At 71.8% G+C, this 19,135-nt stretch carries 24 protein-coding genes; 7 read left to right on the top strand and 17 right to left on the bottom strand.

What is annotated here, in order from left to right:
* Positions 1–7: 7 nt before the first annotated feature.
* From V6U86_RS25275 to V6U86_RS25290, 4 genes are all read right to left on the bottom strand, one after another.
* On the bottom strand, positions 8–895 hold the full coding sequence (locus V6U86_RS25275) for an alpha/beta fold hydrolase (protein WP_334507218.1): 888 nt from the start codon (positions 893–895) through the stop codon (positions 8–10).
* Positions 892–1,206, bottom strand: a complete 315-nt coding sequence (locus tag V6U86_RS25280; RefSeq protein WP_334507220.1) for a DUF2516 family protein — start codon at positions 1,204–1,206, stop codon at positions 892–894. Before V6U86_RS25280 ends, V6U86_RS25275 begins: the two co-directional genes overlap by 4 nt.
* Before the next feature lie 71 nt (positions 1,207–1,277).
* Positions 1,278–1,907: a hypothetical protein gene (locus V6U86_RS25285; protein WP_334507222.1), complete on the bottom strand. Its 630-nt coding sequence runs from the start codon at positions 1,905–1,907 to the stop codon at positions 1,278–1,280.
* Positions 1,904–2,503, bottom strand: coding sequence for a helix-turn-helix domain-containing protein (locus V6U86_RS25290; RefSeq protein ID WP_442935009.1), 600 nt, complete (start codon positions 2,501–2,503; stop codon positions 1,904–1,906). Before V6U86_RS25290 ends, V6U86_RS25285 begins: the two co-directional genes overlap by 4 nt.
* Before the next feature lie 112 nt (positions 2,504–2,615).
* Here V6U86_RS25290 and V6U86_RS25295 point away from each other — a divergent pair, with 112 nt between their 5' ends.
* Positions 2,616–3,413 carry an alpha/beta fold hydrolase gene (locus V6U86_RS25295; RefSeq protein WP_334507224.1) on the top strand — a complete coding sequence of 266 codons (798 nt, stop codon included), beginning with the start codon at positions 2,616–2,618 and terminating at the stop codon, positions 3,411–3,413.
* 133 nt (positions 3,414–3,546) lie between these two features.
* Here the strand turns inward: V6U86_RS25295 and V6U86_RS25300 are convergent, their stop codons facing one another.
* The 4 genes from V6U86_RS25300 to V6U86_RS25315 form a co-directional block, all read right to left on the bottom strand.
* A complete protein-coding gene (locus V6U86_RS25300) occupies positions 3,547–4,506 on the bottom strand; it encodes an asparaginase (RefSeq protein ID WP_334507226.1) in 960 nt (319 codons plus the stop codon).
* Positions 4,507–4,600: 94 nt separating this feature from the next.
* Positions 4,601–5,428, bottom strand: a complete 828-nt coding sequence (locus tag V6U86_RS25305; protein WP_334507228.1) for a 3-keto-5-aminohexanoate cleavage protein — start codon at positions 5,426–5,428, stop codon at positions 4,601–4,603.
* A gap of 23 nt (positions 5,429–5,451) precedes the next feature.
* On the bottom strand, positions 5,452–6,564 hold the full coding sequence (gene ygfZ, locus V6U86_RS25310; RefSeq protein ID WP_334507230.1) for a CAF17-like 4Fe-4S cluster assembly/insertion protein YgfZ: 1,113 nt from the start codon (positions 6,562–6,564) through the stop codon (positions 5,452–5,454).
* Positions 6,561–6,989 (bottom strand): Fur family transcriptional regulator, encoded by a 429-nt coding sequence (locus V6U86_RS25315; protein ID WP_238666982.1) that lies wholly within the window; start codon positions 6,987–6,989, stop codon positions 6,561–6,563. The genes ygfZ and V6U86_RS25315 overlap by 4 nt, the downstream gene beginning before the upstream one ends.
* A 69-nt stretch (positions 6,990–7,058) precedes the next feature.
* Between V6U86_RS25315 and V6U86_RS25320 the strand changes: the two genes are divergently transcribed.
* On the top strand, positions 7,059–7,937 hold the full coding sequence (locus V6U86_RS25320; RefSeq protein WP_334507236.1) for an aminotransferase class IV: 879 nt from the start codon (positions 7,059–7,061) through the stop codon (positions 7,935–7,937).
* A gap of 21 nt (positions 7,938–7,958) precedes the next feature.
* Here V6U86_RS25320 and V6U86_RS25325 read toward each other — a convergent pair whose 3' ends face one another.
* Positions 7,959–8,546 carry an FABP family protein gene (locus V6U86_RS25325; protein ID WP_238660123.1) on the bottom strand — a complete coding sequence of 196 codons (588 nt, stop codon included), beginning with the start codon at positions 8,544–8,546 and terminating at the stop codon, positions 7,959–7,961.
* Between the two features lie 232 nt (positions 8,547–8,778).
* On the bottom strand, positions 8,779–8,883 hold the full coding sequence (gene mtfM / locus V6U86_RS25330) for a small membrane protein MtfM (RefSeq protein WP_030327764.1): 105 nt from the start codon (positions 8,881–8,883) through the stop codon (positions 8,779–8,781).
* Positions 8,884–8,895: 12 nt separating this feature from the next.
* Between mtfM and V6U86_RS25335 the strand changes: the two genes are divergently transcribed.
* From V6U86_RS25335 to V6U86_RS25345, 3 genes are all read left to right on the top strand, one after another.
* Positions 8,896–9,270 (top strand): DsrE family protein, encoded by a 375-nt coding sequence (locus V6U86_RS25335; RefSeq protein WP_112584197.1) that lies wholly within the window; start codon positions 8,896–8,898, stop codon positions 9,268–9,270.
* A 79-nt stretch (positions 9,271–9,349) separates the two neighbouring features.
* Entirely contained in the window at positions 9,350–9,730 is a 381-nt protein-coding gene (locus tag V6U86_RS25340) for an SCP2 sterol-binding domain-containing protein (protein WP_334507244.1), read from the top strand.
* Positions 9,727–11,781: an amylo-alpha-1,6-glucosidase gene (locus V6U86_RS25345; protein WP_334507246.1), complete on the top strand. Its 2,055-nt coding sequence runs from the start codon at positions 9,727–9,729 to the stop codon at positions 11,779–11,781. Before V6U86_RS25340 ends, V6U86_RS25345 begins: the two co-directional genes overlap by 4 nt.
* 19 nt (positions 11,782–11,800) lie before the next feature.
* Here V6U86_RS25345 and V6U86_RS25350 read toward each other — a convergent pair whose 3' ends face one another.
* The 7 genes from V6U86_RS25350 to V6U86_RS25380 form a co-directional block, all read right to left on the bottom strand.
* Positions 11,801–12,664: a hypothetical protein gene (locus V6U86_RS25350; protein ID WP_334507249.1), complete on the bottom strand. Its 864-nt coding sequence runs from the start codon at positions 12,662–12,664 to the stop codon at positions 11,801–11,803.
* 113 nt (positions 12,665–12,777) lie between these two features.
* Positions 12,778–13,284: a winged helix-turn-helix domain-containing protein gene (locus V6U86_RS25355; protein WP_334507399.1), complete on the bottom strand. Its 507-nt coding sequence runs from the start codon at positions 13,282–13,284 to the stop codon at positions 12,778–12,780.
* A 284-nt stretch (positions 13,285–13,568) separates the two neighbouring features.
* Positions 13,569–13,889: a DUF1416 domain-containing protein gene (locus tag V6U86_RS25360; RefSeq protein ID WP_334507251.1), complete on the bottom strand. Its 321-nt coding sequence runs from the start codon at positions 13,887–13,889 to the stop codon at positions 13,569–13,571.
* Positions 13,890–13,891: 2 nt separating this feature from the next.
* Entirely contained in the window at positions 13,892–14,740 is an 849-nt protein-coding gene (locus V6U86_RS25365) for a sulfurtransferase (protein WP_334507253.1), read from the bottom strand.
* A 202-nt stretch (positions 14,741–14,942) separates the two neighbouring features.
* Positions 14,943–15,020, bottom strand: coding sequence for an Ms5788A family Cys-rich leader peptide (locus V6U86_RS25370; protein WP_310503780.1), 78 nt, complete (start codon positions 15,018–15,020; stop codon positions 14,943–14,945).
* A 105-nt stretch (positions 15,021–15,125) separates the two neighbouring features.
* Complete coding sequence (locus tag V6U86_RS25375; protein WP_334507255.1) at positions 15,126–15,914, bottom strand: LmeA family phospholipid-binding protein; 789 nt, start codon at positions 15,912–15,914, stop codon at positions 15,126–15,128.
* A 104-nt stretch (positions 15,915–16,018) separates the two neighbouring features.
* Positions 16,019–17,077 (bottom strand): hypothetical protein, encoded by a 1,059-nt coding sequence (locus V6U86_RS25380; RefSeq protein ID WP_334507257.1) that lies wholly within the window; start codon positions 17,075–17,077, stop codon positions 16,019–16,021.
* 241 nt (positions 17,078–17,318) lie between these two features.
* Here V6U86_RS25380 and V6U86_RS25385 point away from each other — a divergent pair, with 241 nt between their 5' ends.
* Entirely contained in the window at positions 17,319–18,038 is a 720-nt protein-coding gene (locus tag V6U86_RS25385; RefSeq protein WP_181518701.1) for a winged helix-turn-helix transcriptional regulator, read from the top strand.
* A gap of 155 nt (positions 18,039–18,193) precedes the next feature.
* The gene (locus V6U86_RS25390) at positions 18,194–19,087 is read left to right on the top strand and encodes a polysaccharide deacetylase family protein (RefSeq protein WP_334507259.1); all 894 of its coding nucleotides are present in this window, start codon (positions 18,194–18,196) and stop codon (positions 19,085–19,087) included.
* The last annotated feature ends 48 nt before the right edge of the window (positions 19,088–19,135 follow it).

Here is a 19,135-nt window from a genome sequence, read left to right on the forward strand (position 1 = left end):
GGGCAGGTTACTCGTTCAGGAAGCCGGAGATGCGGTCCCGCAGATCGGCGCGTTCCGACCAGAGCACGCCTGGCCGGTCGTACACGTGCAGGGTGGCCTGGGGCAGCGCGGTGGCGAGCCGCTCGGCGACCTCGACCGGGTGCAGGTCGTCGCCCGCGCAACCGATCACCAACGCTGGCGCGCTGACCGCCGCCAGGTCGCCGATCTGGCGCACCGGTGTCTGGTCGGTGAACGTGGCCAGACCGTCGGCGAGGCCGTCGCGGAGCAGTTGGTCGAGCCGTTGCCGCAGGTAGGCCCAGCCGGCCGGGGTGTTGCGCACCGCCGGAGGCAACTCCAGCGTGACGATGTCGGCGACCGCCGAGGCGTCCCCGCTCTCCACCGCCTCCAGCAGGTCGGTGATGCGTTCCCGAGCGGCCGGCCCGCGCGGCTCGTCGAGGACCGCCGGCAGGAAGAAGACCAGCTTGTCGAAACGCTCCGGGCTCTCCGCGACGAGTCGGCAGAGGGCGCCCGCGCCGAGGCTCGCGCCGAACGCCCGGCTGGCGCCCCCGAGGTCGGCTATCGCCCGCAGATCGCGGGCCAGGTCAAGGTAGTCCCACGGCCCGTCCGGGGCCTCGGAACGGCCGTGCCCGCGGAACTGGAAGAACACCTTGCGCCCGTTCACCCCACTGCCGAACGGGCGGGTGGTGGCGATGCCGTTGCCCAGCCCGTGCGCGAACACGGTGACCGGGTCACCGGTGCCGGTGACCAGCCGCTCCAGCCGTACGCCGTGCGGGGTGGCGACCAGCTCGGTCTCCGGTTCCGGCAGCGCCGGCCGGCCGGTACGCGGCCCACCCGGGCCGGGCCCCCAGGTGCGAGGCCCACTGTCGGGTGGTGGCGGCCAGCGAAAACCTCTCACCAGAAACCTTTGCCGTCACCGAGCTCGCGGAGGCCGATTCGGACATCGAGAAGGTAGATCAGGCCGGCGGCGATGCCGACCAGTCCGAAGAGGCTGATCGGGCCGAAGCCGAGCAGGGTGAGCACGAGGCAGACCGCAAGGATGGCGATCCAGCCTCCCTTGGGCAGCGTGCCGATGGCCGGGAAGGCATCGGAGCGCTGCGTGATCGCGTGCACCAGGGCGACACCCTGGACGATCAGCGCGAAGACGAGCAGGATCAGCTGGATCACTTCACGGACGGCGAAGGCGAAGATCGGCGCGGCGTTGGCCATGTCGGCAAGTTTATGTCCACGACCCCGGCTACGTCCGACAAGGACGCCGCCGGGGTCGTCGACCCGAGGAGCTACTCGGCGGCCGGACGGGTCCGCTTGGTGGCCCGGGGGAGCTTCGCCGACGGGGTCTCGGCCGGCTTGGCGGCCTTCGGCGCGCGGGCGACCTTCTTGACCGCAGTCGGCTTGGCCTCGGCGATCTCGGCCACGTCGGCCGGGGTCGGCGTGTCGACGGGGGCCGCAGCCGGGGCGGTCGGGGTGGTGGTGGCCGGCGTCACGGCCTCGGTGGCCTCGATGTCGGCGTTGACCGTCTCCGCGGCCTCCAGCACGCCGGCGCCGACGACCCGCTCACCGCGGGCGACCAGCGCGTCGTACGCGGCGAACGCCCGCTCCTGGGCGACCTGGGCGCCCGCGACCACCAGGGCGGCGTTGCGGGTCGCGGCGGCGCGCAGCTTGTCGATGTCGGTCACCTCGCGCAGCTTCGCCAGGTCTGCGGTCTCGTTGGCGGTACGCAGCGTCTCGGTGGCCTTCTGCTTCAGCTCGAAGCCGGTCAGCACGGCCCGACCACCGAGGTCGGCGACGACCCGGGTGCTGAGCACGCCGACCATGGCGGGCAGCTTGCGCAGCTGCTCGATGGCCAGCTCACCTGCGCCGGCCGCCGCGTAGATCGGGGCGGGGATGCGGTTGGTCTTCGGCTCGCTCATGACGTCTCCTCTTCGGCCGCCTCGGCGGCCTTCTTCTTCTGGGGGATGCTGGTGCTGCCCGGGGCGGGGGCGGTGCCCGCCTCGGTGACGGCGACCGACTCGAGCACGGCCTCGGTCGGAGTGCCGCCCACGGTGGTGGGGCCGGTGGCGGCCACGTTGGCCAGGTCGGCGGCCTGGCTGGCGGGCTGGTCGGCGGCCTGAGCTGCCCCGGCTTCGGCCTGGGCTGCCTCGGTTTCGGCCTGGGCCTCGGCCAGCCGGGTGTTCTCCCGGCGGAACGTCTCGTAGATCTGACTGAGCGACTGCTTCTGCGCCATCGTCAGGTCGGCGTCCACGGCGATGGCGGCGAGCACCCCGTGGCCTTCCTTGTCGTCGAGCAGGCCGGCGCGCAAATACATCGCCGGCGTGGAGACCCGCAGCGCGCTCGCCAGTTGCTGGAGCACCTCGGCGCTGGGCTTGCGCAGGCCGCGTTCGATCTGGCTGAGGTAAGGGTTGCTGACCCCCGCCTGCTCGGCGAGCTGCCGTAGCGAGATCTTGGCGTTGCGCCGCAGATCGCGGATGAACCCGCCGACGTCGGGAAGGTCCTTGGGTGTGGCCATGGCAGCGACGCTAGTCGCTGGCGCTAACTCTTGCAAGCAAAACGCTAACCATAGTTAGCAAGGTCTCAGCATCCCGTTTGCGCGCCGCTCGGCCGATCCGTACGGTCCGTTCGTGCACAAGATCACAGTCAATGGAGCAAGCATCGCGTACGACGAGGCCGGCACCGGTTCACCAGTCGTCCTGCTGCACGCCGGCATCGCCGACCGGCGGATGTGGCGGGGGCAGCTGGCCGCGCTCGCCACCCAGCACCGGGTGATCGTCCCTGACCTGCGCGGCTACGGCGACTCGGAGCTCCCCCCGACCCCGTTCACGCACCACGACGACGTGGCCGGGCTGCTGGACGCGCTCGACCTGCCCCGGGCCGCCCTGGTCGGCTGCTCCTTCGGCGGGGCGGTCGCCATCGACACCGCGCTGGCCCACCCCGACCGGGTGAGCGCGCTCGCGCTGTTCGACACGGCAGTCTCCGGCAACGAGTGGTCCGACGAGGCGAACGACCTCTGGGACGACCTGGTCGGAGAGGTCGACCCCGACGACTTCGTCGCGGGCGCGGCCGGTGAGGTGCGATTCTGGGTGATCGGCCCGCGACGCCAGCCGCAGGACGTCGACCCCGAGCTGGTCGCGTTCGCGCAGGAGATGGACCAGCGTGCCCTCGCCGCCGAGCTGGCGCTCGGCGCGGTCGAGGTGGGCGAGCTGACGCCACCGGCGATCGGCCGACTCGGCGAGCTGACGATCCCCGTCCTGGTCACCGCCGGTGCCGCGGACGTGCCGGACATCAATCGACTCGCCGACCGGATCGCCGCCGAGGTCCCCGGCGCGGTACGACTGCCCGACGTGCCGGACGCCGCGCACCTGCTGCCGCTGGAGCGCCCGGAACCGGTCAACGCCGCACTGCTCGACTTCCTGCGCTAGCCCGCACGACGGGGCTGACGCCGCGACGAGCGCTATACCTCCGAGTCATATTCATACCCGTGAGGTATAGCGCTCGATCAGGCGTCGATCGCCGAGTCGGGCAGCCACACCGCCGACCGGCGGACCGGCGGCGTCACCAGAGCGGGCGGACCGCCCCGACCGGCACCCCGCCGCCGAAGAGCGGCACCTCTTCGTACTCGGCCAGCACCGGGGCATCCACGCCGAGCCGGCGCAGCGCGGAGACCAGTACCGGCATCCGCGCCCGGTCGGCGCCGTCGTCGATCTTCAGCGCGACAGCGCCGACACCCGGCAGCGCCACGGCGAGCACGCCCTCGGCCCCGACCTTGGCCAGCAGCCCCGGCACACCACGCATCAGCCGGGTGTCGTCGGCCTGAGTGCCACCCACGATCTCCGGGTACGCCCGCATCGCGTCGGCCACCGTACGCGGCACCGAGCCGGGCTCGGCGTCGACCAGCCGGAGGTACGCCCCGGCCAAACCGGTCAGCGACACCGCGAGCACCGGGGCACCGCAGCCGTCGACACCCACCGCCGCCGCCTGCTCGCCGGTGAACTCCTCGATGGCGGCCCGCAACCGCTGCTGCAGCGGGTGCTCCGGCCGCCAGTAGCCCTCCCGTGGCCAACCGGCGGCCTCGCAGGTCAGCAGCATTCCGCTGTGCTTGCCGGAGCAGTTCATCTGCACCCGGCTCGGACCGCCACCGGCGCGCAGCACCGCCTCCCGGGCCGCAGCGCCCACCGGCAGATCAGGCGGGCAGTGCAGCGCCGACGCGTCCAGCCCGGCGCGTTCCAGCAACGCGCCGACCCGGGCCAGGTGGAACTCCTCGCCCGCGTGACTCGCCGAGACCAGCGCCACGTCGGCCGGGTCGGTCAGGGCCAGGCCAGCCCGCAGCATCCCGATCGCCTGCATCGGCTTGCTGGCCGAGCGGGGAAAGATCGGCGAGGCCACGTCCCCGGCGGACGCCACCGCGACACCGGCGGCGTCCAGCACCACCACCGAACCGCGGTGCGCACCCTCCACGAACCCGGACCGGACCACCTCGGCGAGCGGCGCGCCGCCCTCGTACGTCTTCGTCACGCGCTGGACGGTACCGACGGTCCGGGGGTGCCCGGCACCGGGGTGACCAGGACATCCACCGCCCGGGTGACAGGAGCGCGGGACAGACCCGCCCTTACAGCCCGAGCAGCTCGCGGGCCTCCGTGGTGGTCAACGGCGGACGCTGGGCGAGCTGGGCGAAACCCACCGCGCGAGCGACCAACTGCATGTTGGACTCGACCGGGCGGCCCTTCGCGTACGTCACCGTGTCCTCCATGCCGACGCGCAGGTGCCCGCCCGCCGACAGCGAGGCCAACAGCACCGGCAGGGTGCTCCGGCCGACGCCGGTGGCCGAGAAGGTGGTGCCCTCCGGCAGGTCCCGCAGCATCCGGTGGGCCGCGACCAGGGTTTCGGTGTTGCCCGGCATACCGCCCGGCACACCCATCACGAAGTCGACGTGCACGTGCCCGCCGGCCGGCAGCCCGTACTTGCCGAGCAACCGCTGCAACGCGGACAGGTGGCCGAGGTCGAAGATCTCGTACTCCGGCACGATCCCGCGTTCCTGCATCCGGGAGTGCAGGTCGACGATGAACTCCCAGCGGTTGAGGAAGACGTCGTCGCCGAAGTTGACAGTGCCCATGGTGCAGGAGGCCATGTCCGGACGGGCGTCGAGGACGGCGAGCCGGGCGGCCTCCGGGTCGGTCACCGCGCCGCCGGAGGAGAGTTGCACGATCAGGTCGGTGCTCTCCCGAAGCGCCGCCACCGTGTCGGCCAGCCGCACCGGGTCGAGCGTCGGCCGGGCCTCGTCGTCGCGGATGTGGACGTGGATCACGGCGGCGCCGAGCGCCTCGCACTCCTTGGCGGTGAGCAGCAACTCGTCGAGGGTCACCGGCAGCGCCGGCACCTCCGCCTTGGCCGACTCAGCGCCGGTCGGGGCCACCGTGATCAACGTCCCTGTCGTCATGCCGGCGATCCTAGACGGCCCGCTCAGGACGGGTCGATCGCCGCCGCGGTCTCGCCGATCAGCAACGCGGCGTCGTCCGGGACGTTCCGCTTCAACACCGCGAGGGCAACCTGGCCCAACTCGTGGTGCAACACCGCGGTGCCGACGAAGCCGACCGCCCGGCCGTCGAGGGTCACCGGCGTACCGGCCACCGGCGGCTGATCGGTTGTCACCCCGTCCAGGTGCAGCAGTACGAGGCGACGCGGCGGGCGGCCCATGTTGTGCACCCGGGCCACCGTCTCCTGCCCCCGGTAGCAACCCTTGTCCAGATGCACCGCCGGGGCGATCAGGTCGACCTCGGCCGGAATGGTCCGGTGGTCGGTGTCCACCCCGACCCGAGGCTGCCGGGCAGCCACCCGGATCGCCTCGTACGCCCAGAGCCCCGCGACCGGCACGCCGGCGCCGCGCAGCTCCGCCACCACCTGGTCCATCGCCGAGCGGGGCACCAGCAGGTCCACCCCGAGCGGACCACGTCGAGCCCAGCCGCCGATCGGCAGCGGTTTCACGTCGTACCGAACGCTCGCCCGGGGTGGCACGGCACCGTGCGCGAACTTCGGACCGGGCACCGCGACCACGTCCGGTGCGGCCAGCCCGGTCACGCCCAGCGTGCCGAGCGCCTCCATGGCCGCCGGCCCGACCAGCGACAACAGCGCCCGTTCGGCCGTGGCGTCGCGTGGTTCGACCTTGCTGAAGAACCGCATCTTCTCCAGGTAGGTCAGCAGGCCCTGGGTCGCACCGGGCTCGGTGTCCAGCCAGGCGGTCTCGCCGTCCTCGGCGACCATGGCGTGCTGCTCGACGTGGCCGTGCGGCGACAGCACCAGCAACTCGGTGCCCTCCCCGGCGGAGAGGGTGTTCAGGTGCTGCGAGGTGATCGTGTGCAGCCAGCTGGCCCGGTCCTCCCCGGGCACCGCGATGACCCCTCGATGCGACCGGTCGACCAGACCGACAGCGGTGTCGAGGGTGCGCTGCTCACGCAGTGGGTCGCCGTAGTGCGCGGCCACCCCCCGCACGCCGGCCGCGACGTGCGCCGGATCCGGCTGGTCGCGGCTGGCCTCGTCGATGCTCTCGACGGCCACCGCACCCGCGATGTCGATCATTTTTCGTCCCCGTTCTCGCAGCGTACGCAGACGCCGAAGAGTGACACGTGCCCGATGTCCACCCGGAACCCGCGCTGCGCGGCCAACTGGTCGGCGAGGGGGCGGAGCAACTCCGGATCGATCTCGTCGATCGCGCCACACTCCCGGCAGACCAGATGGACGTGTTGGTGTTCACCGGCGGCGTGATAGGTCGGTGAACCGTGCGACAGGTGCGTGTGGGTGACCAGACCGAGCCGTTCCAGCAGCTCAAGCGTGCGGTAGATGGTGGTGATGTTGACGCCGGCGGCGACCTCCCGGACGGCGGTGTGCACCTGCTCCGGGGTGGCGTGGCCCAGATCGAGCACGGCTTGGAGGACAAGCTGCCGCTGGGCCGTCAGCCGCAGCCCACGGGACCGCAGCATTTCCGCGAGGGAGGATTCGGACACGGTCCGATCATAGTTCGGCAATCGCACCGACCCCCTGCGCGCGACCGGACGCCGCTACGCTCGGCGGTCATGGTGACGTCGTCAGCCGGCAACGCCCCGGCCTCTGCGGGCACGCGCATCGCCGTGCTGGGGCGGGGCCTCATCGCGGCCGACGAGCCCGTGCTCCGCGGCGACGACCTGGGCGTCCTACGCGGCGACGGGCTCTTCGAGTCCATGCATCTGCGCGAGGGCCGGCCATGGCTGCGCGACGAGCACCTGGCCCGTATGACCACCGCCGCGGCCACCGTCGAGCTGGACCTGCCCGCCGCGGACGCGCTGGTCGACCTACTCGACACGGTACGCGCGGGTTGGCCCACCCAGCTGGAGGGTGCGCTGCGGCTGGTCTGCACCCGAGGTTCCGAGGCCGGCGGCCCACCGACCGTCTACGCCACCCTGACCGAGGTGCCGGCGTCGTCGCGGGGGGCCCGCCGCACCGGGATCACAGTGGCGATCCTGCCGCTGGGGGTGCCCGCCGACGCGCGGACCGGGCTCGACTGGTTGCCCGCCGGCATCAAATCCACCTCGTACGCGGTCAACAGCGCCGCCCGCCGGTGGGCGCACCGGGCCGGGGTGGACGACGTGCTCTGGGTCTCGTCGGACGGGTACGCCCTGGAGGGGCCGATCGCGAACGTGGTGTGGCTCACCGGCGACACCCTCTGCACGGTGCCGGCCGCCAAGACCGGCATCCTGCCCGGCACCACAGTGGCCTGGCTGCTCGCCCACGCCGACGAGCTGGGCCTGAGCGCCGCCGAACGGATGGTCACGCCCGCCGAGCTGCACGACGCCGACGGGGTCTGGTTCAGCTCCTCGGTACGCGGGCTCGTCGAGGTCCGGATGCTGGACGGGGTGCGCCGGGACCACTGCCCGCGCACCCCCGCCCTGCAAGCCCTGCTGGGTTTCCCCGGCTAGTCAGCCCGCCGACCCGGCTGGTCAGCCGCCGACCCGGACGAGCCGGGCGGAGAGGTGCGGGCTGAGCCCGTGCCCCATGGCGGCCATCTCCTGGGCGTAGAGCAGCGCACCCTCGACAATGCCGAAGAGCCGGTGCCCGCCGGTGACCTCCTTGGCGGTCGGAGTCCGGATCACCGCGTCGGTGGCGAACTCGACCTGCGTGCCGGTGCGCTTGCCCAGGTGCAGCTCCATCACCCCGGTCGGGGTGGTCAGCAGCGCCTCCAGCTCGTCGGTCGCCCGCCCGTCGACCAGCACCGGCCGCCACCAGCCGACCTCGCGACCGGCCGGGCGGACCGGCTTGCTCTGCTCGTCGAGGATCCACGCACGCGACTCGTAGTGCAGGAACGGCCGACCGTCGTGGCTGATCCGGATCTCCTGCGCGTAGTCGAAATCCTCGATCGTGGGGAAGCCGCCCTTGCCCCGACCGCGCCACAAACCGATGTACGGCAGCAGGGCATCCAGCGCGGGGTGCAGCTTCGGCCCGACCCGCAGGTCGTGGCTCTCCTCGAACGGGTACTCCTCGACCGGCGGCGCGTTCAGCCACGGCGGCTGTAGCGGATTCTCGCTCACTGGACCACCTTCGTTCGCGACTGCGGGGCTCGCAAACCCGGCTCACTCCTCGCGCTCACTGGACCACCTTCGTTCGCGACTGCGGGGCTCGCAAACCCGGCTCACTCCTCGCGCTCACTGGACCACCTTCGTTCGCGACTGCGGGGCTCGCAAACCCGGCTCACTCCTCGCGCTCACTGGACCACCTTCGTTCGCGACTGCGGGGCTCGCAAACCCGGCTCACTCCTCGCGCTCACCAGCGTCCTCTCGAAATGCGTACGGCAAGGTAGACCAGGCCACCGGCGAGCCCGCCCAGGCCAGCGACCAGCAGGCTGACAAACCCGATCTCGGTAACCATCCCGGCCATCCTATGCTGGGCCACATGGCCCGCACTCTCGTCGTCAAGGCCACCGCTGGGGCGGACGCCCCGGAGCGGTGCGCGCAGGCATTCACCGTCGCCGCGACGGCGGTCGCGGCCGGGGTGGACGTCTCGCTCTGGCTCACCGGTGAGTCGACCTGGTTCGCCCTGCCCGGTCGCGCCCAGCAGTTCGACCTGCCGCACTCCGCACCGCTGGCCGAGTTGCTGCACGTGATCCTGACCAGCGGCCGGGTGACCGCCTGCACCCAGTGCGCGGCCCGACGGGAGATCGGCCCGGACGACGTACTCCCCGGGGTCCGGATCGCCGGTGCCGCAGTCTTCGTCGAGGAGGCGTTGGCCGAGGGCGCGCAGGCGCTCGTCTACTGACCGGACTGCGGCGGAGGGTCGATACGAGCGGAGTGCCGATACCGACCCGACATCTCGGACGGCTGCCTACGATTCGGATGTGACCGAGGCGGCGGAGAGGTTCTTCGAAGAACTGCCGTCGCGCGCCCCGGAGGTCCTGGGTGGCCTGGCCGAAGGCACCCTCCAGATCGACCTCGGCGAAGACCACCGGACCGAACACTGGCTGGTGCGGATGCGGCCCGGGTCGGTGCAGGTCAGCCGCGAGCGTGGCCCGGCCGACGCCATCTGGTACAGCAGCGCCGCCCTCTTCGACCGGCTGATCACCGGAGAGGCCCAAGGGGTCGCGGCGGTGCTGCGCAACGAGAGCACGTTCAGCGGAAACGTGGTGCTCTTCCTCGCCTTCCGGCGGTTCTTTCCGAACCCGCCCGGCACCCGCGACCCCCGCGAAACGGCCCGCCGAGCAGCCGGGCGACTGAGGTGAAGGACCTCGTCAGCATTCTGGACGGCAACACCTTCCTGGTCAGCGACCGGCGTGGGGACATCGAACCGTCCTACGACTTCCCCACCGGGCTGTTCTCCTTCGACACCCGCTTCCTGTCGAAGTGGGTGCTCACCCTGGACGGCGAGCGGCTGCACGCCCTCTCCGTCGACGATGCCGAGTCGTACCGCACCAAGTTCTTCCTCGCCCCGGGGGAACCCACGCACTATCTGGACGCGAAGGCGTCCGTGATCCGCAGCCGAGCGATCGTGGGCAGCTTCGAGGAGGAACTGACCGTGCTGAACCACCTCGGCGCGGAGGTCGAGTGCACCCTCCGAATCGAGGTCGGGGCCGACTTCGCCGACCTGTTCGAGATCAAGAATGCTCGGCAGAAGCGGGGCCGGACCACCGTCACGGTCACCGAGAACGAGCTGCGGCTGACCTACCGGCGGGAGGCGTTCCACCGGGAGATGGTGGTCAGCACCACCGCGCCGGCACAGGTCGACGACACCGGGATGACCTTCCGGGTCCGGATAGCCCGCAACGGCAGCTGGACCACCCGACTGCACGTGTCCAGCCTCGTCTTCGGGGCCCGTGGCGAGGACATCCGGGCCACCCTCCCGTACGGCGGCAGCCGCAGCGCGGACGCCATCCGAGCCGAGCAGCAGGAGCTGATCGACCGGGCACCGAAGCTCGGCTGCGACTGCCAGCCGCTGGCCGGGGCGTACCGGCGCAGCCTCAACGACCTGGCCGCACTGCGCTACGAGTCGATCGCCCTGGGCGTACGGCTGATCGCCGCGGGGCTGCCCTGGTTCATGACCCTGTTCGGCCGGGACAGCATCATCACCTCGTTGCAGGTGCTGCCGTTCCTGCCGGAGCTGGTCCCGCCGACCATCCTGATGCTGGCCGGACTCCAGGGTCACCGGGTGGACGACTTCCGGGACGAGGAACCCGGCAAGATCCTGCACGAGCTGCGGTACGGAGAGACCGCCGGCTTCGAGGAGCAGCCACACTCGCCGTACTACGGGTCGGCCGACTCGACGCCGCTGTTCATCATCCTGCTCGACGAGTACGAACTGTGGACCGGCGACGCCGCACTCATCCGCAGGCTGGAGCCGCAGGTCCGCGCGGGGCTGGAGTGGATCGACACCTACGGTGACCTGCTCGGCACCGGCTACCTCTGGTACCAGACCCGCAACCCGGAGACCGGTCTGCAGAACCAGTGCTGGAAGGACTCCTGGGACGCGATCTCGTACGCCGACGGTCATTTGCCCGGCTTCCCCCGGGCCACCTGCGAGTTGCAGGGTTACGCGTACGACGCGAAGATCCGGGCCGCCCGGCTGGCCCGGAAGTTCTGGAACGACCCGGCGTTCGCCGACAGACTGGAGCGCGAGGCCGCCGACCTCAAACGGCGGTTCGACCGCGACTTCTGGATCCCCGAGCGGGGGCACTACGCGCTCGCGCTGGACGCCGACGGCCGGCAGGTGGACGCGCTGACCTCGAACATCGGGCACCTGCTGTGGAGCGGCATCGTGGACGAGTCGCGCGCCGGCAAGGTGGTCGAGCACCTGCTCGGGCCACGACTGTTCTCCGGCTGGGGGGTGCGGACGCTCGCCGCTGACGAGGGTCGGTACAACCCGATCGGCTACCACGTGGGCACGGTCTGGCCGTTCGACAACTCGATCATCGCCTGGGGGTTGTGGCGGTACGGCTTCCGGGAGGAGGCCGGGCTGCTCTGCGACACGATGCTGGCGGCGTCCGAATACTTCGGGGGGCGGCTGCCGGAGGCTTTCGCCGGCTACGCCCGGGACCTCACCGACTTCCCGGTGGAGTACCCGACCGCGTGCAGCCCGCAGGCCTGGTCGAGCGGCACCCCGCTGCTGCTGCTGCGGGTGATGCTGGGGTTGGAGCCGCAGGGCGAGCACCTGATCATCGACCCGGCCGTGCCACCGGGGATGGGCCGAATCGAGCTGCTGGACATCCCTGGCCGGTGGGGCACCGTCGACGCGTTGGGCCGCAGCCGTGGCCCGGAGGATCAGCCGAGCGGAGGCTGACCAGGGCCCGCTGCCCGGCTCAGCGTGGGCAACCCACGGTGGCGGCCAGTCGGGTGGCGTCCGAGCTGATCTCGGCCAGCACCGTGACGGCACCGGTGCGGTACGCGTACACCGGGGGTTGGTCAAGCAGTGGGGCGTTGCCGGCCAGCGGGGCGAGTGCGGCCGTCGAGGGCGCCGGGCCGGAACCGTTCGCGGACCGCGCGGTGCGGGCGAACCCGCCGCCCGGACAGGGCGCGGTGACCAGCTCCGGCGCGGCGTCGGCCGGTCGGTCGACTGCCCGCAGCGCGGCGCTCAGCGCGGCCGTCTCCGGGCCGAGGGCGGTGGCCGGGGCCGGCCGGTAGCCGGTGCCGACCGGCCGGCAACCGGTGTCGACGATCAGTCGCACCCTGCCGTCAACTGTCGGCCGCCCCTCGACGGCCACGAATTCTCCGGCGTCGGCGTGCAGCTCGGGGCCATCCACCCCGGGCCCGACCCCGGCCCGCCAGCTCGCCGGTAGCCGCTCCGCAATACCGGCCAGCACGGCCCGCTCGTCACCGGTGGCCGCGAGCACACCGACCTCGCGCCGCAGCCTCGCGCCGTCGGCGAACGGGGTGACCCGGCAGCCGGACGCGACCCGCGCCGGGCCCAGCTCCAGCAGATCCGCCGCACCGGCCGCAAGGGCCAACTCGCCGACCGCCCGGTCGACCACCGGGCCGGCCTGATCGAGGGACCGCTGTTCGCGCACGGTCGGCGGGTCGTCCCGCACCGACACCCAGGTGAGCCCGGCCAGCAACAGGGCCCAGGCCACGGTCGCGGCCAGCAGCCAACGCCGCCGCGACCGGGCCGGAGCCGGCGCGGCGGGGCCCGTCGAAGAGGCCCAATCCGTCTGGACAGCACCGCTCACCCGGCCATGGTGTCACGCGCCCCCCGCCGGGTCGGCGGCGGAGCCGGTCGGGTCGGCGGCGGAGCCGGTCGGGTCGGCGGCGGAGCCGGTCGGCAGGGCGGGGCGACGGTGGGTCAGTGGTCGTTCAGCCGGGGCGACCGGTCGAGTCGATAGCCGACCCCTCGCACGGTGTGCACCTGCGGTCCGCCCGGCAGACCCCGCAACCTGCGGCGAAGCCGCTTGATCGTGGACCGCAGAGTCGCGGTGTCCGCGCCACCCAGCGCTGAGGCGCAGAGCTGTTCGTAACTCCACACCACCAGCGGCGGGCCGATGAGCAGGGTGAGCACATCCCGTTCGTCGGGGGTCAGCGGGAGCGGGTCGCCGCGCCAGGTGACCCGGTTTGCGGCCCGGTCGACGGCCAACCCACCCCACTCGACCAAGCCCTGCGCCACCACCCCCGGGGAAGCCGCCCCGGCTGCCGGTGCCGGGGCGTTCGGCGACGGGAACAGCATTGCGCGCAACTCGACCAGGTCTGCGAAGCTCACCACCTGACCGATCCCGTCGACCTGTCGCTGCACCTGCTCGAACACCAAGCCATCCGCGCTGACGCAGACGACGATCGGAACCTCTTGACCGGACACGCCGCTGTCCGTACGAACCGTGTTCTCCACCCCTAGATAGTGACGTACGCCAATGAATTTAATTGGACCGGCCACTACTTTGATGACACTGCGCTTTCGTTCGACTACCACAAGGCGCATCCCTCGCGCCGACCTCGGCCGCATCACGCGCCACCACTGTCGTGGAACCGACACCAGCGCAACCGAAGCGCCGGTGCGATCGATTGACGATGGGTAGTGGACCAGTGACGCGAGGGCCGGTCACCCCAGGAGGGTGACCGGCCCCGGTCGATCAGAGCAGTGGGTCAGGCGACGGTGACGGCAACCTCGTTGACACCCCGGCCGGCAGTGACCGCGGTGTCGCCGTTGCCGTGCCGGGACAACGCCCGCAGCGTCCAGGAGCCCGGGGCGGCGAAGAACCGGAACTGCCCAGCCGCCGAGGTGACTACCTCGGCGGTGAACTCACCGGTCGAGTCGAGCAGCCGGACGTACGCGCCCGGCACCGGCTCGGCGTCGGCGGCGCGGACGATGCCGGTGATGACGGTCTCCTTCTCCAGATCCAGGCTGGCCGGCAGCGGCGCGGCCTGATCCGGCGCGGCGCAACCCGCAGCGATGGGAAGAGTCATGATCAGGCCTCCCCGGGTTCGTCGCCGAGCGCGACCGGCACACCGACCAGCGAGCCGTACTCGGTCCAGGAGCCGTCGTAGTTCTTGACGTTGCGGTGACCCAGCAGCTCCTGGAGCACGAACCAGGTGTGCGACGAGCGCTCACCGATCCGGCAGTACGCGATGGTCTCCTTGCCGTCGTCGAGCCCCGCGTCGCCGTAGATCTTGCGCAGCTCGTCGTCGGACCGGAAGGTGCCGTCCTCCTTGGCCGCCTTGGACCACGGCACGCTGATCGCGGTGGGGATGTGGCCGGCCCGCTGTGCCTGCTCCTGGGGCAGGTGGGCGGGGGCGAGCAGACGACCGGCGAACTCGTCGGGGCTGCGCACGTCGACCAGGTTCTTGGTGCCGATCGCGGCGACGACCTCGTCGCGGAAGGCCCGGATGGAGGTGTCCGGCTCCTGCGCGACGTACTGCGTCGCCGGGCGGGACACCTGGTCGGTGACGAGCGGACGGCCGTCCAGCTCCCACTTCTTGCGGCCGCCGTCGAGCAGCTTCACGTCGCGGTGGCCGTAGAGCTTGAAGTACCAGTAGGCGTACGCGGCGAACCAGTTGTTGTTGCCGCCGTACAGGATGACGGTGTCGTCGTTGCTGATGCCCCGCTCGGAGAGCAGCGCCTCGAACTGCGTCTTGTTGACGAAGTCCCGGCGGACCTGGTCCTGAAGGTCGGTCTTCCAGTCAACCTTGATGGCGCCGGCGATGTGGCCGGTGTCGTAGGCCGAGGTGTCCTCGTCGACCTCGACGAAGACGACGCCCGGGGCGTCGAGGTTCTTCTCGGCCCACTCGGCCGAAACGAGTGCGGTGTCGCGACTCATCGATTCACTCCCTGGTGAGGATGGATGGTGAGCCAACGCGCATCGATTGACGTATATGTCGCACCACGCGCGGGACCCAGCGGAAGGACGGGATCACGGGTTTGTGCGACGGCGCCGCTGCCGGGCGTTCGGTGGGATAACCGGAGGGTGCGAGAACCCTGTGCCGGTGGCCGCCGTCAGGCGGCCGAAGACAGCCCCGCCGTCAGATGACGGGGCGACACAGGCAGGTGGCCACGCGGCACAGGTCGACCGCGCGCCGTTTGGTGAGGTGGGTCCCCATGGCCACGGAGCCTACCAGCCATTGACCGTGCTGCCACTGCGCCGACCAGCATCCGGGAATCGTCAGGGCTGCCGAGGATTTCGGCCTCCGACCGCGCCTGCGGCCTCAGCCAGCGGAGTTGATCGGCACGTTCTTCGCGTCGGCGGTGACCGCCAGCCCTTCCGGCAGTGGACGGACCTCCCGAACAGCGAGCTGGAACGGCAGTTCGGGAAGAGGCACGTCGATGGAGATGCTCTTGGCGTAGTTGCTCAGGAAGGCACGGGCCAGCGGCAGGTTCGGCAGACCCGCGGCATCCAGGTCGTTGAATCGCAGGGCGACCGCGCCGTTGTCGGCGACGGTGACGTCGGCGGTGCCGGTGATGGTGAGCTTCTGACCGAGGATGTCGGCCGGGGCCGTCACGGTGAGCTTGCCGTTCTGCTCGCCGAGGGTGAGCCCCGGGCGGTTCAGCAACGCGGCCAGGCTCTCGTAGCTGATCGTGCCGGCGCCGTTCACCGTGTCCGCCACGACGTCGCCCCGGCCGGTGCGCAGGGTGTCCAGCGAGGCCCGCACGTTGCGGGCGGTCACGTCCAGCACCGGCAGCCGGACGGCGTCGCCCTCGACCGGGGCCTGCACGTCCCGCAGGTTGATGGTGATCCGCTGGTAATGGCCATCCAGCACCTGGGTGAGGAACGGAACTCCGCCCACCTCGACATCAGGTGCGGCGGATTGCGCGCCCTGCTTGGCGATCTCCTGTCGTATGCGGTCGGCGATGGTCCGCTCGGCGACCCCGACCGCCACCCGGTCGGCAACCACCAGCAACCCCGCCAGCAGCAGGAGCAGAACGAACAGCCCGATGAGCAGCTTGCGGCCACGCCGTCGGGGTCGCGCCTCGTCCACCGGATAGTCCCGCGCCACGCCGCCTCCTGTCTCCGCCCGTCGCGCCGCGACGGGGCGTTCGTACCGACGCCGCAGGGCGGCGCAACCGTAGGTACCCGACCGGCTGCGCGCTCAACCGTGACTCAGAGGAAGAGCATGCACATGGCGTACGCGGCGGGCGCCGCCAGCGCGAAGCCACCGAGCGGGCCCTGCATGTGCCGGGCCACCCACATCGTGGGCGGTTCACCGGCCATCAACCGACCCGCCTCCGCGTACCCCACGGCGAGGTCGGAGAGGACGGCGGTGACCGCCGCGACCAGGCCGATCACGGCGGCCCGGGTCGGCGTGAAGGGAGCCACCAGGTAGCTGCCGAGGAGGGCGCTGGTCAACGTGCCGACCATCGCGCCGGCCACCACACCGGCGGCGCCCCGGGGCACCTGCGGGGCCAGCCGCGGCCACGGCAGCACGGCGTCGGTGAGCCGGGCGACGGTGAGCGCGACACCGCTCGCGGTCAGGCACACGGTGATCGCCTGGGTGCCGGCCGGGATCCGGCTGAGCACGATCAGGGTGCCGAAGGCCACCACCCCGACCACGATGAGCAGGGTGGCGCCGAGGGAGTCGGTGACCCGAACCCGGTCGACCCGACGGACCAGTTGGCCGAGCACCGCGGCGAGGAACCCGCCAGCGGCCAGGTAGCCCAGCGGTGCCAGGCCGGCGACGTCGGTCTGCACCGCGGCGATGTCGGCCAGCGCCGCGACCCCGGCGCTGATCCCCGCGACCACCAGCAACGCGGGCGGACGCATGGCCATCGTCCAGGCGAGCACGAACAGCAGTTGGACGCCGAAGACGATGGCGGCGAACGGCAACCGGTGGCCGGGGCCCGAGGTCTGCGCGCCGAGCACCAGGCCGACACCGAGCAGCGCGGCGAAGCCGGCGATGGTCAGCGCCAGCTGGCGGTGCACCTCGACCGGGGGTACGACCTCCTCTTCCGGCTCGTCGATCTCGTCTTCGGATCGGCGGGCCGGCTCACCGGCGCGACGGGCCCGGCGAGGCCCACCCCGTTCGCGGCGATCGCCATCGGTGGTGGCCGGACCTGTACGCGGCGCGGGCGGTTGGCCGCGCGTCGGTGCGGCGGCCGGGCCCGGCTGGGGCCCGGCGGGCCACGATTCGCGGCCGGCCTCGGGCGAGGTGGAGGGGAACACGACCCGATCGTGCCAGACCGACCGCCCGACGCGGTGGTCATGGGTTTCAGCGACGTTAAAATCCGTGCCACGATCAGGGGCAAGATAGACAAACAGGATATGGCCTGGAGGCGCGGCCGAGGCAATCAGTTAGGCTCAACGCGCTACCCGCCCGTCAGCGACGCCGGGACCACGCAATTTCTCAGCGCACTCCTTCATGGGTGCGACTGGTCGCGCGCGGCCTCGCGCCGCCGGGACGGAGGTGATCGTGGAGATCCTGTTGCTGGTGACCGCGCGCGCAGGGGAACCGTCGGCTGTGCTGCCGGCACTCGACCTGCTGCCGCACTCGGTCCGTACCGCGCCGCGCGACGTTCGCACCCTGGTCGCAGGCCCCAGCCCGGACGCGGTGATGGTGGACGCCCGATCGGAGCTGAGCGAGGCACGGGCGACCTGCCGAATGCTGCACGCCACCGGGCTCGGCGTGCCGCTGGTCGCGGTGGTGACCGAGGCCGGTCTGATCGCGCTCAACGCCGACTGGGGCGTCGACGACGTCATCCTCGCCTCGGCCGGCCCCGCCGAGGTCGAGGCACGGCTGCGGCTGGCGGTGGGCCGGCTCAGCAACGCGACAGCTGGCGCGGGTGGCTCGATCCGGGCCGGCGAGTTGACCATCGACCCGGACACCTACGCGGCCAAGCTCAAGGGTCGCCCGCTCGACCTCACCTACAAGGAGTTCGAGCTGCTGAAGTTCCTGGCCCAGCACCCGGGCCGGGTGTTCACCCGGGACCAGCTCCTGCGCGAGGTCTGGGGTTACGACTACTTCGGCGGCACCCGCACGGTGGACGTGCACGTCCGGCGACTGCGCGCCAAGCTCGGCTCGGAGTACGAGTCGATGATCGGCACCGTCCGCCAGGTCGGCTACAAGTTCGTCGTCCCGCCGTCGCGGTCGCTTCCCGAGGCGGAGCACGCGCCCCTGCCGGTCTGATTCGCGGGACCGCACTGGACGATTTCCCATATGCCCTTTTTGACCAGCTTGGCGGCTCTATTCTGACTGCCGGGTTTGTCGGAGAAAGGGGCGATGGTGCGCGCACTGAACACGGGGGCGACGGGCCGGCGTGACCGGCGAGCCGGGCGGAAGTCGTGACGCGGGGCAGTTCCACCGCGCGGGCTGCGGGGATCGTGACGCTGGTCGTGGCGGGGCTGCTCGGCTCCGCGTACGTGCTCGGCCGCAGCCTCGTCCCCGACCAGAAACCCACGCACTCCACCGGCCTCTCCACCAGCGCCGACGGGCCGCACTACGCCGACCAACCCAGCGCCGGTAAGCCGGGCGGAGCGCCGAGCGCCAGCGCCGGCCCGGTGGTGACCGGCCAGGACGGGTCGGGGCCGGTGGCGACCGGGCAGGACGGGTCCGGACAGGACGCCGCGGGCGACAAACTGTTCGGCGCGCACGCCACCACCGGCAGCCCTCGGCTCGCGCTGACCTTCGACGACGGGCCGGACCCGCGTTACACCCCGCAGGTCCTCGCCCTCCTGCGCGAATATGACGTGCACGCCACGTTCTGCCTGGTCGGCGAGAACGCGCAGAACCACCCGGACCTGGTCCAGGCGATCGTGGACGACGGGCACACCGTGTGCAACCACTCCTGGCAGCACGACGTCCGCCTGGGCGCCCGGTCGGCCGACGCGATCCGCTCCGACCTCCTGCGCACGAACGCGGCGATCCGGGCGGCGGCGCCGAACGCCCCGATCGTCTGGTACCGCCAGCCGGGCGGGGCCTGGACGTACCCGGTGGTGTCAGTGGCCCGGCAGCTCGGCATGACCCCGCTGCACTGGTCGGTGGACCCGTCGGACTGGGACCTGCCCGGCGCCACCAAGATCACCGCCACGGTGCTGGACCAGGCCGAACCGGGCTCGGTGGTGCTGCTGCACGACGCCGGCGGGGACCGGCAGGGCACGGTGGACGCGCTGCGCCGGATCCTGCCCGAGCTGACCGCCCGGTTCGAGTTGGAGGCACTCCCCACCGACCCGACGTGAGCCGCTTTACGGCGACGGTCCGGTGCTTTACCGCGACGGTCCGGTGCT

Origin of the sequence: Micromonospora sp. CPCC 205558 (assembly GCF_036902955.1) — a bacterium.
GTDB lineage: Bacteria > Actinomycetota > Actinomycetes > Mycobacteriales > Micromonosporaceae > Micromonospora.

Bases quoted from the DNA above. Each gene is read 5' to 3' on its own strand.
- V6U86_RS25320 (WP_334507236.1), top strand. From the start codon at position 7,059: ATGGTGACGTCGTCAGCCGGCAACGCCCCGGCCTCTGCGGGCACGCGC.
- V6U86_RS25370 (WP_310503780.1), bottom strand. From the start codon at position 15,020: ATGGGGACCCACCTCACCAAACGGCGCGCGGTCGACCTGTGCCGCGTG.
- V6U86_RS25335 (WP_112584197.1), top strand. From the start codon at position 8,896: ATGCTGGGCCACATGGCCCGCACTCTCGTCGTCAAGGCCACCGCTGGG.
- V6U86_RS25290 (WP_442935009.1), bottom strand. From the start codon at position 2,503: ATGGCCACACCCAAGGACCTTCCCGACGTCGGCGGGTTCATCCGCGAT.
- V6U86_RS25285 (WP_334507222.1), bottom strand. From the start codon at position 1,907: ATGAGCGAGCCGAAGACCAACCGCATCCCCGCCCCGATCTACGCGGCG.
- mtfM (WP_030327764.1), bottom strand. From the start codon at position 8,883: ATGGTTACCGAGATCGGGTTTGTCAGCCTGCTGGTCGCTGGCCTGGGC.
- V6U86_RS25280 (WP_334507220.1), bottom strand. From the start codon at position 1,206: ATGGCCAACGCCGCGCCGATCTTCGCCTTCGCCGTCCGTGAAGTGATC.
- ygfZ (WP_334507230.1), bottom strand. From the start codon at position 6,564: ATGATCGACATCGCGGGTGCGGTGGCCGTCGAGAGCATCGACGAGGCC.
- V6U86_RS25305 (WP_334507228.1), bottom strand. From the start codon at position 5,428: ATGACGACAGGGACGTTGATCACGGTGGCCCCGACCGGCGCTGAGTCG.
- V6U86_RS25360 (WP_334507251.1), bottom strand. From the start codon at position 13,889: ATGACTCTTCCCATCGCTGCGGGTTGCGCCGCGCCGGATCAGGCCGCG.
- V6U86_RS25365 (WP_334507253.1), bottom strand. From the start codon at position 14,740: ATGAGTCGCGACACCGCACTCGTTTCGGCCGAGTGGGCCGAGAAGAAC.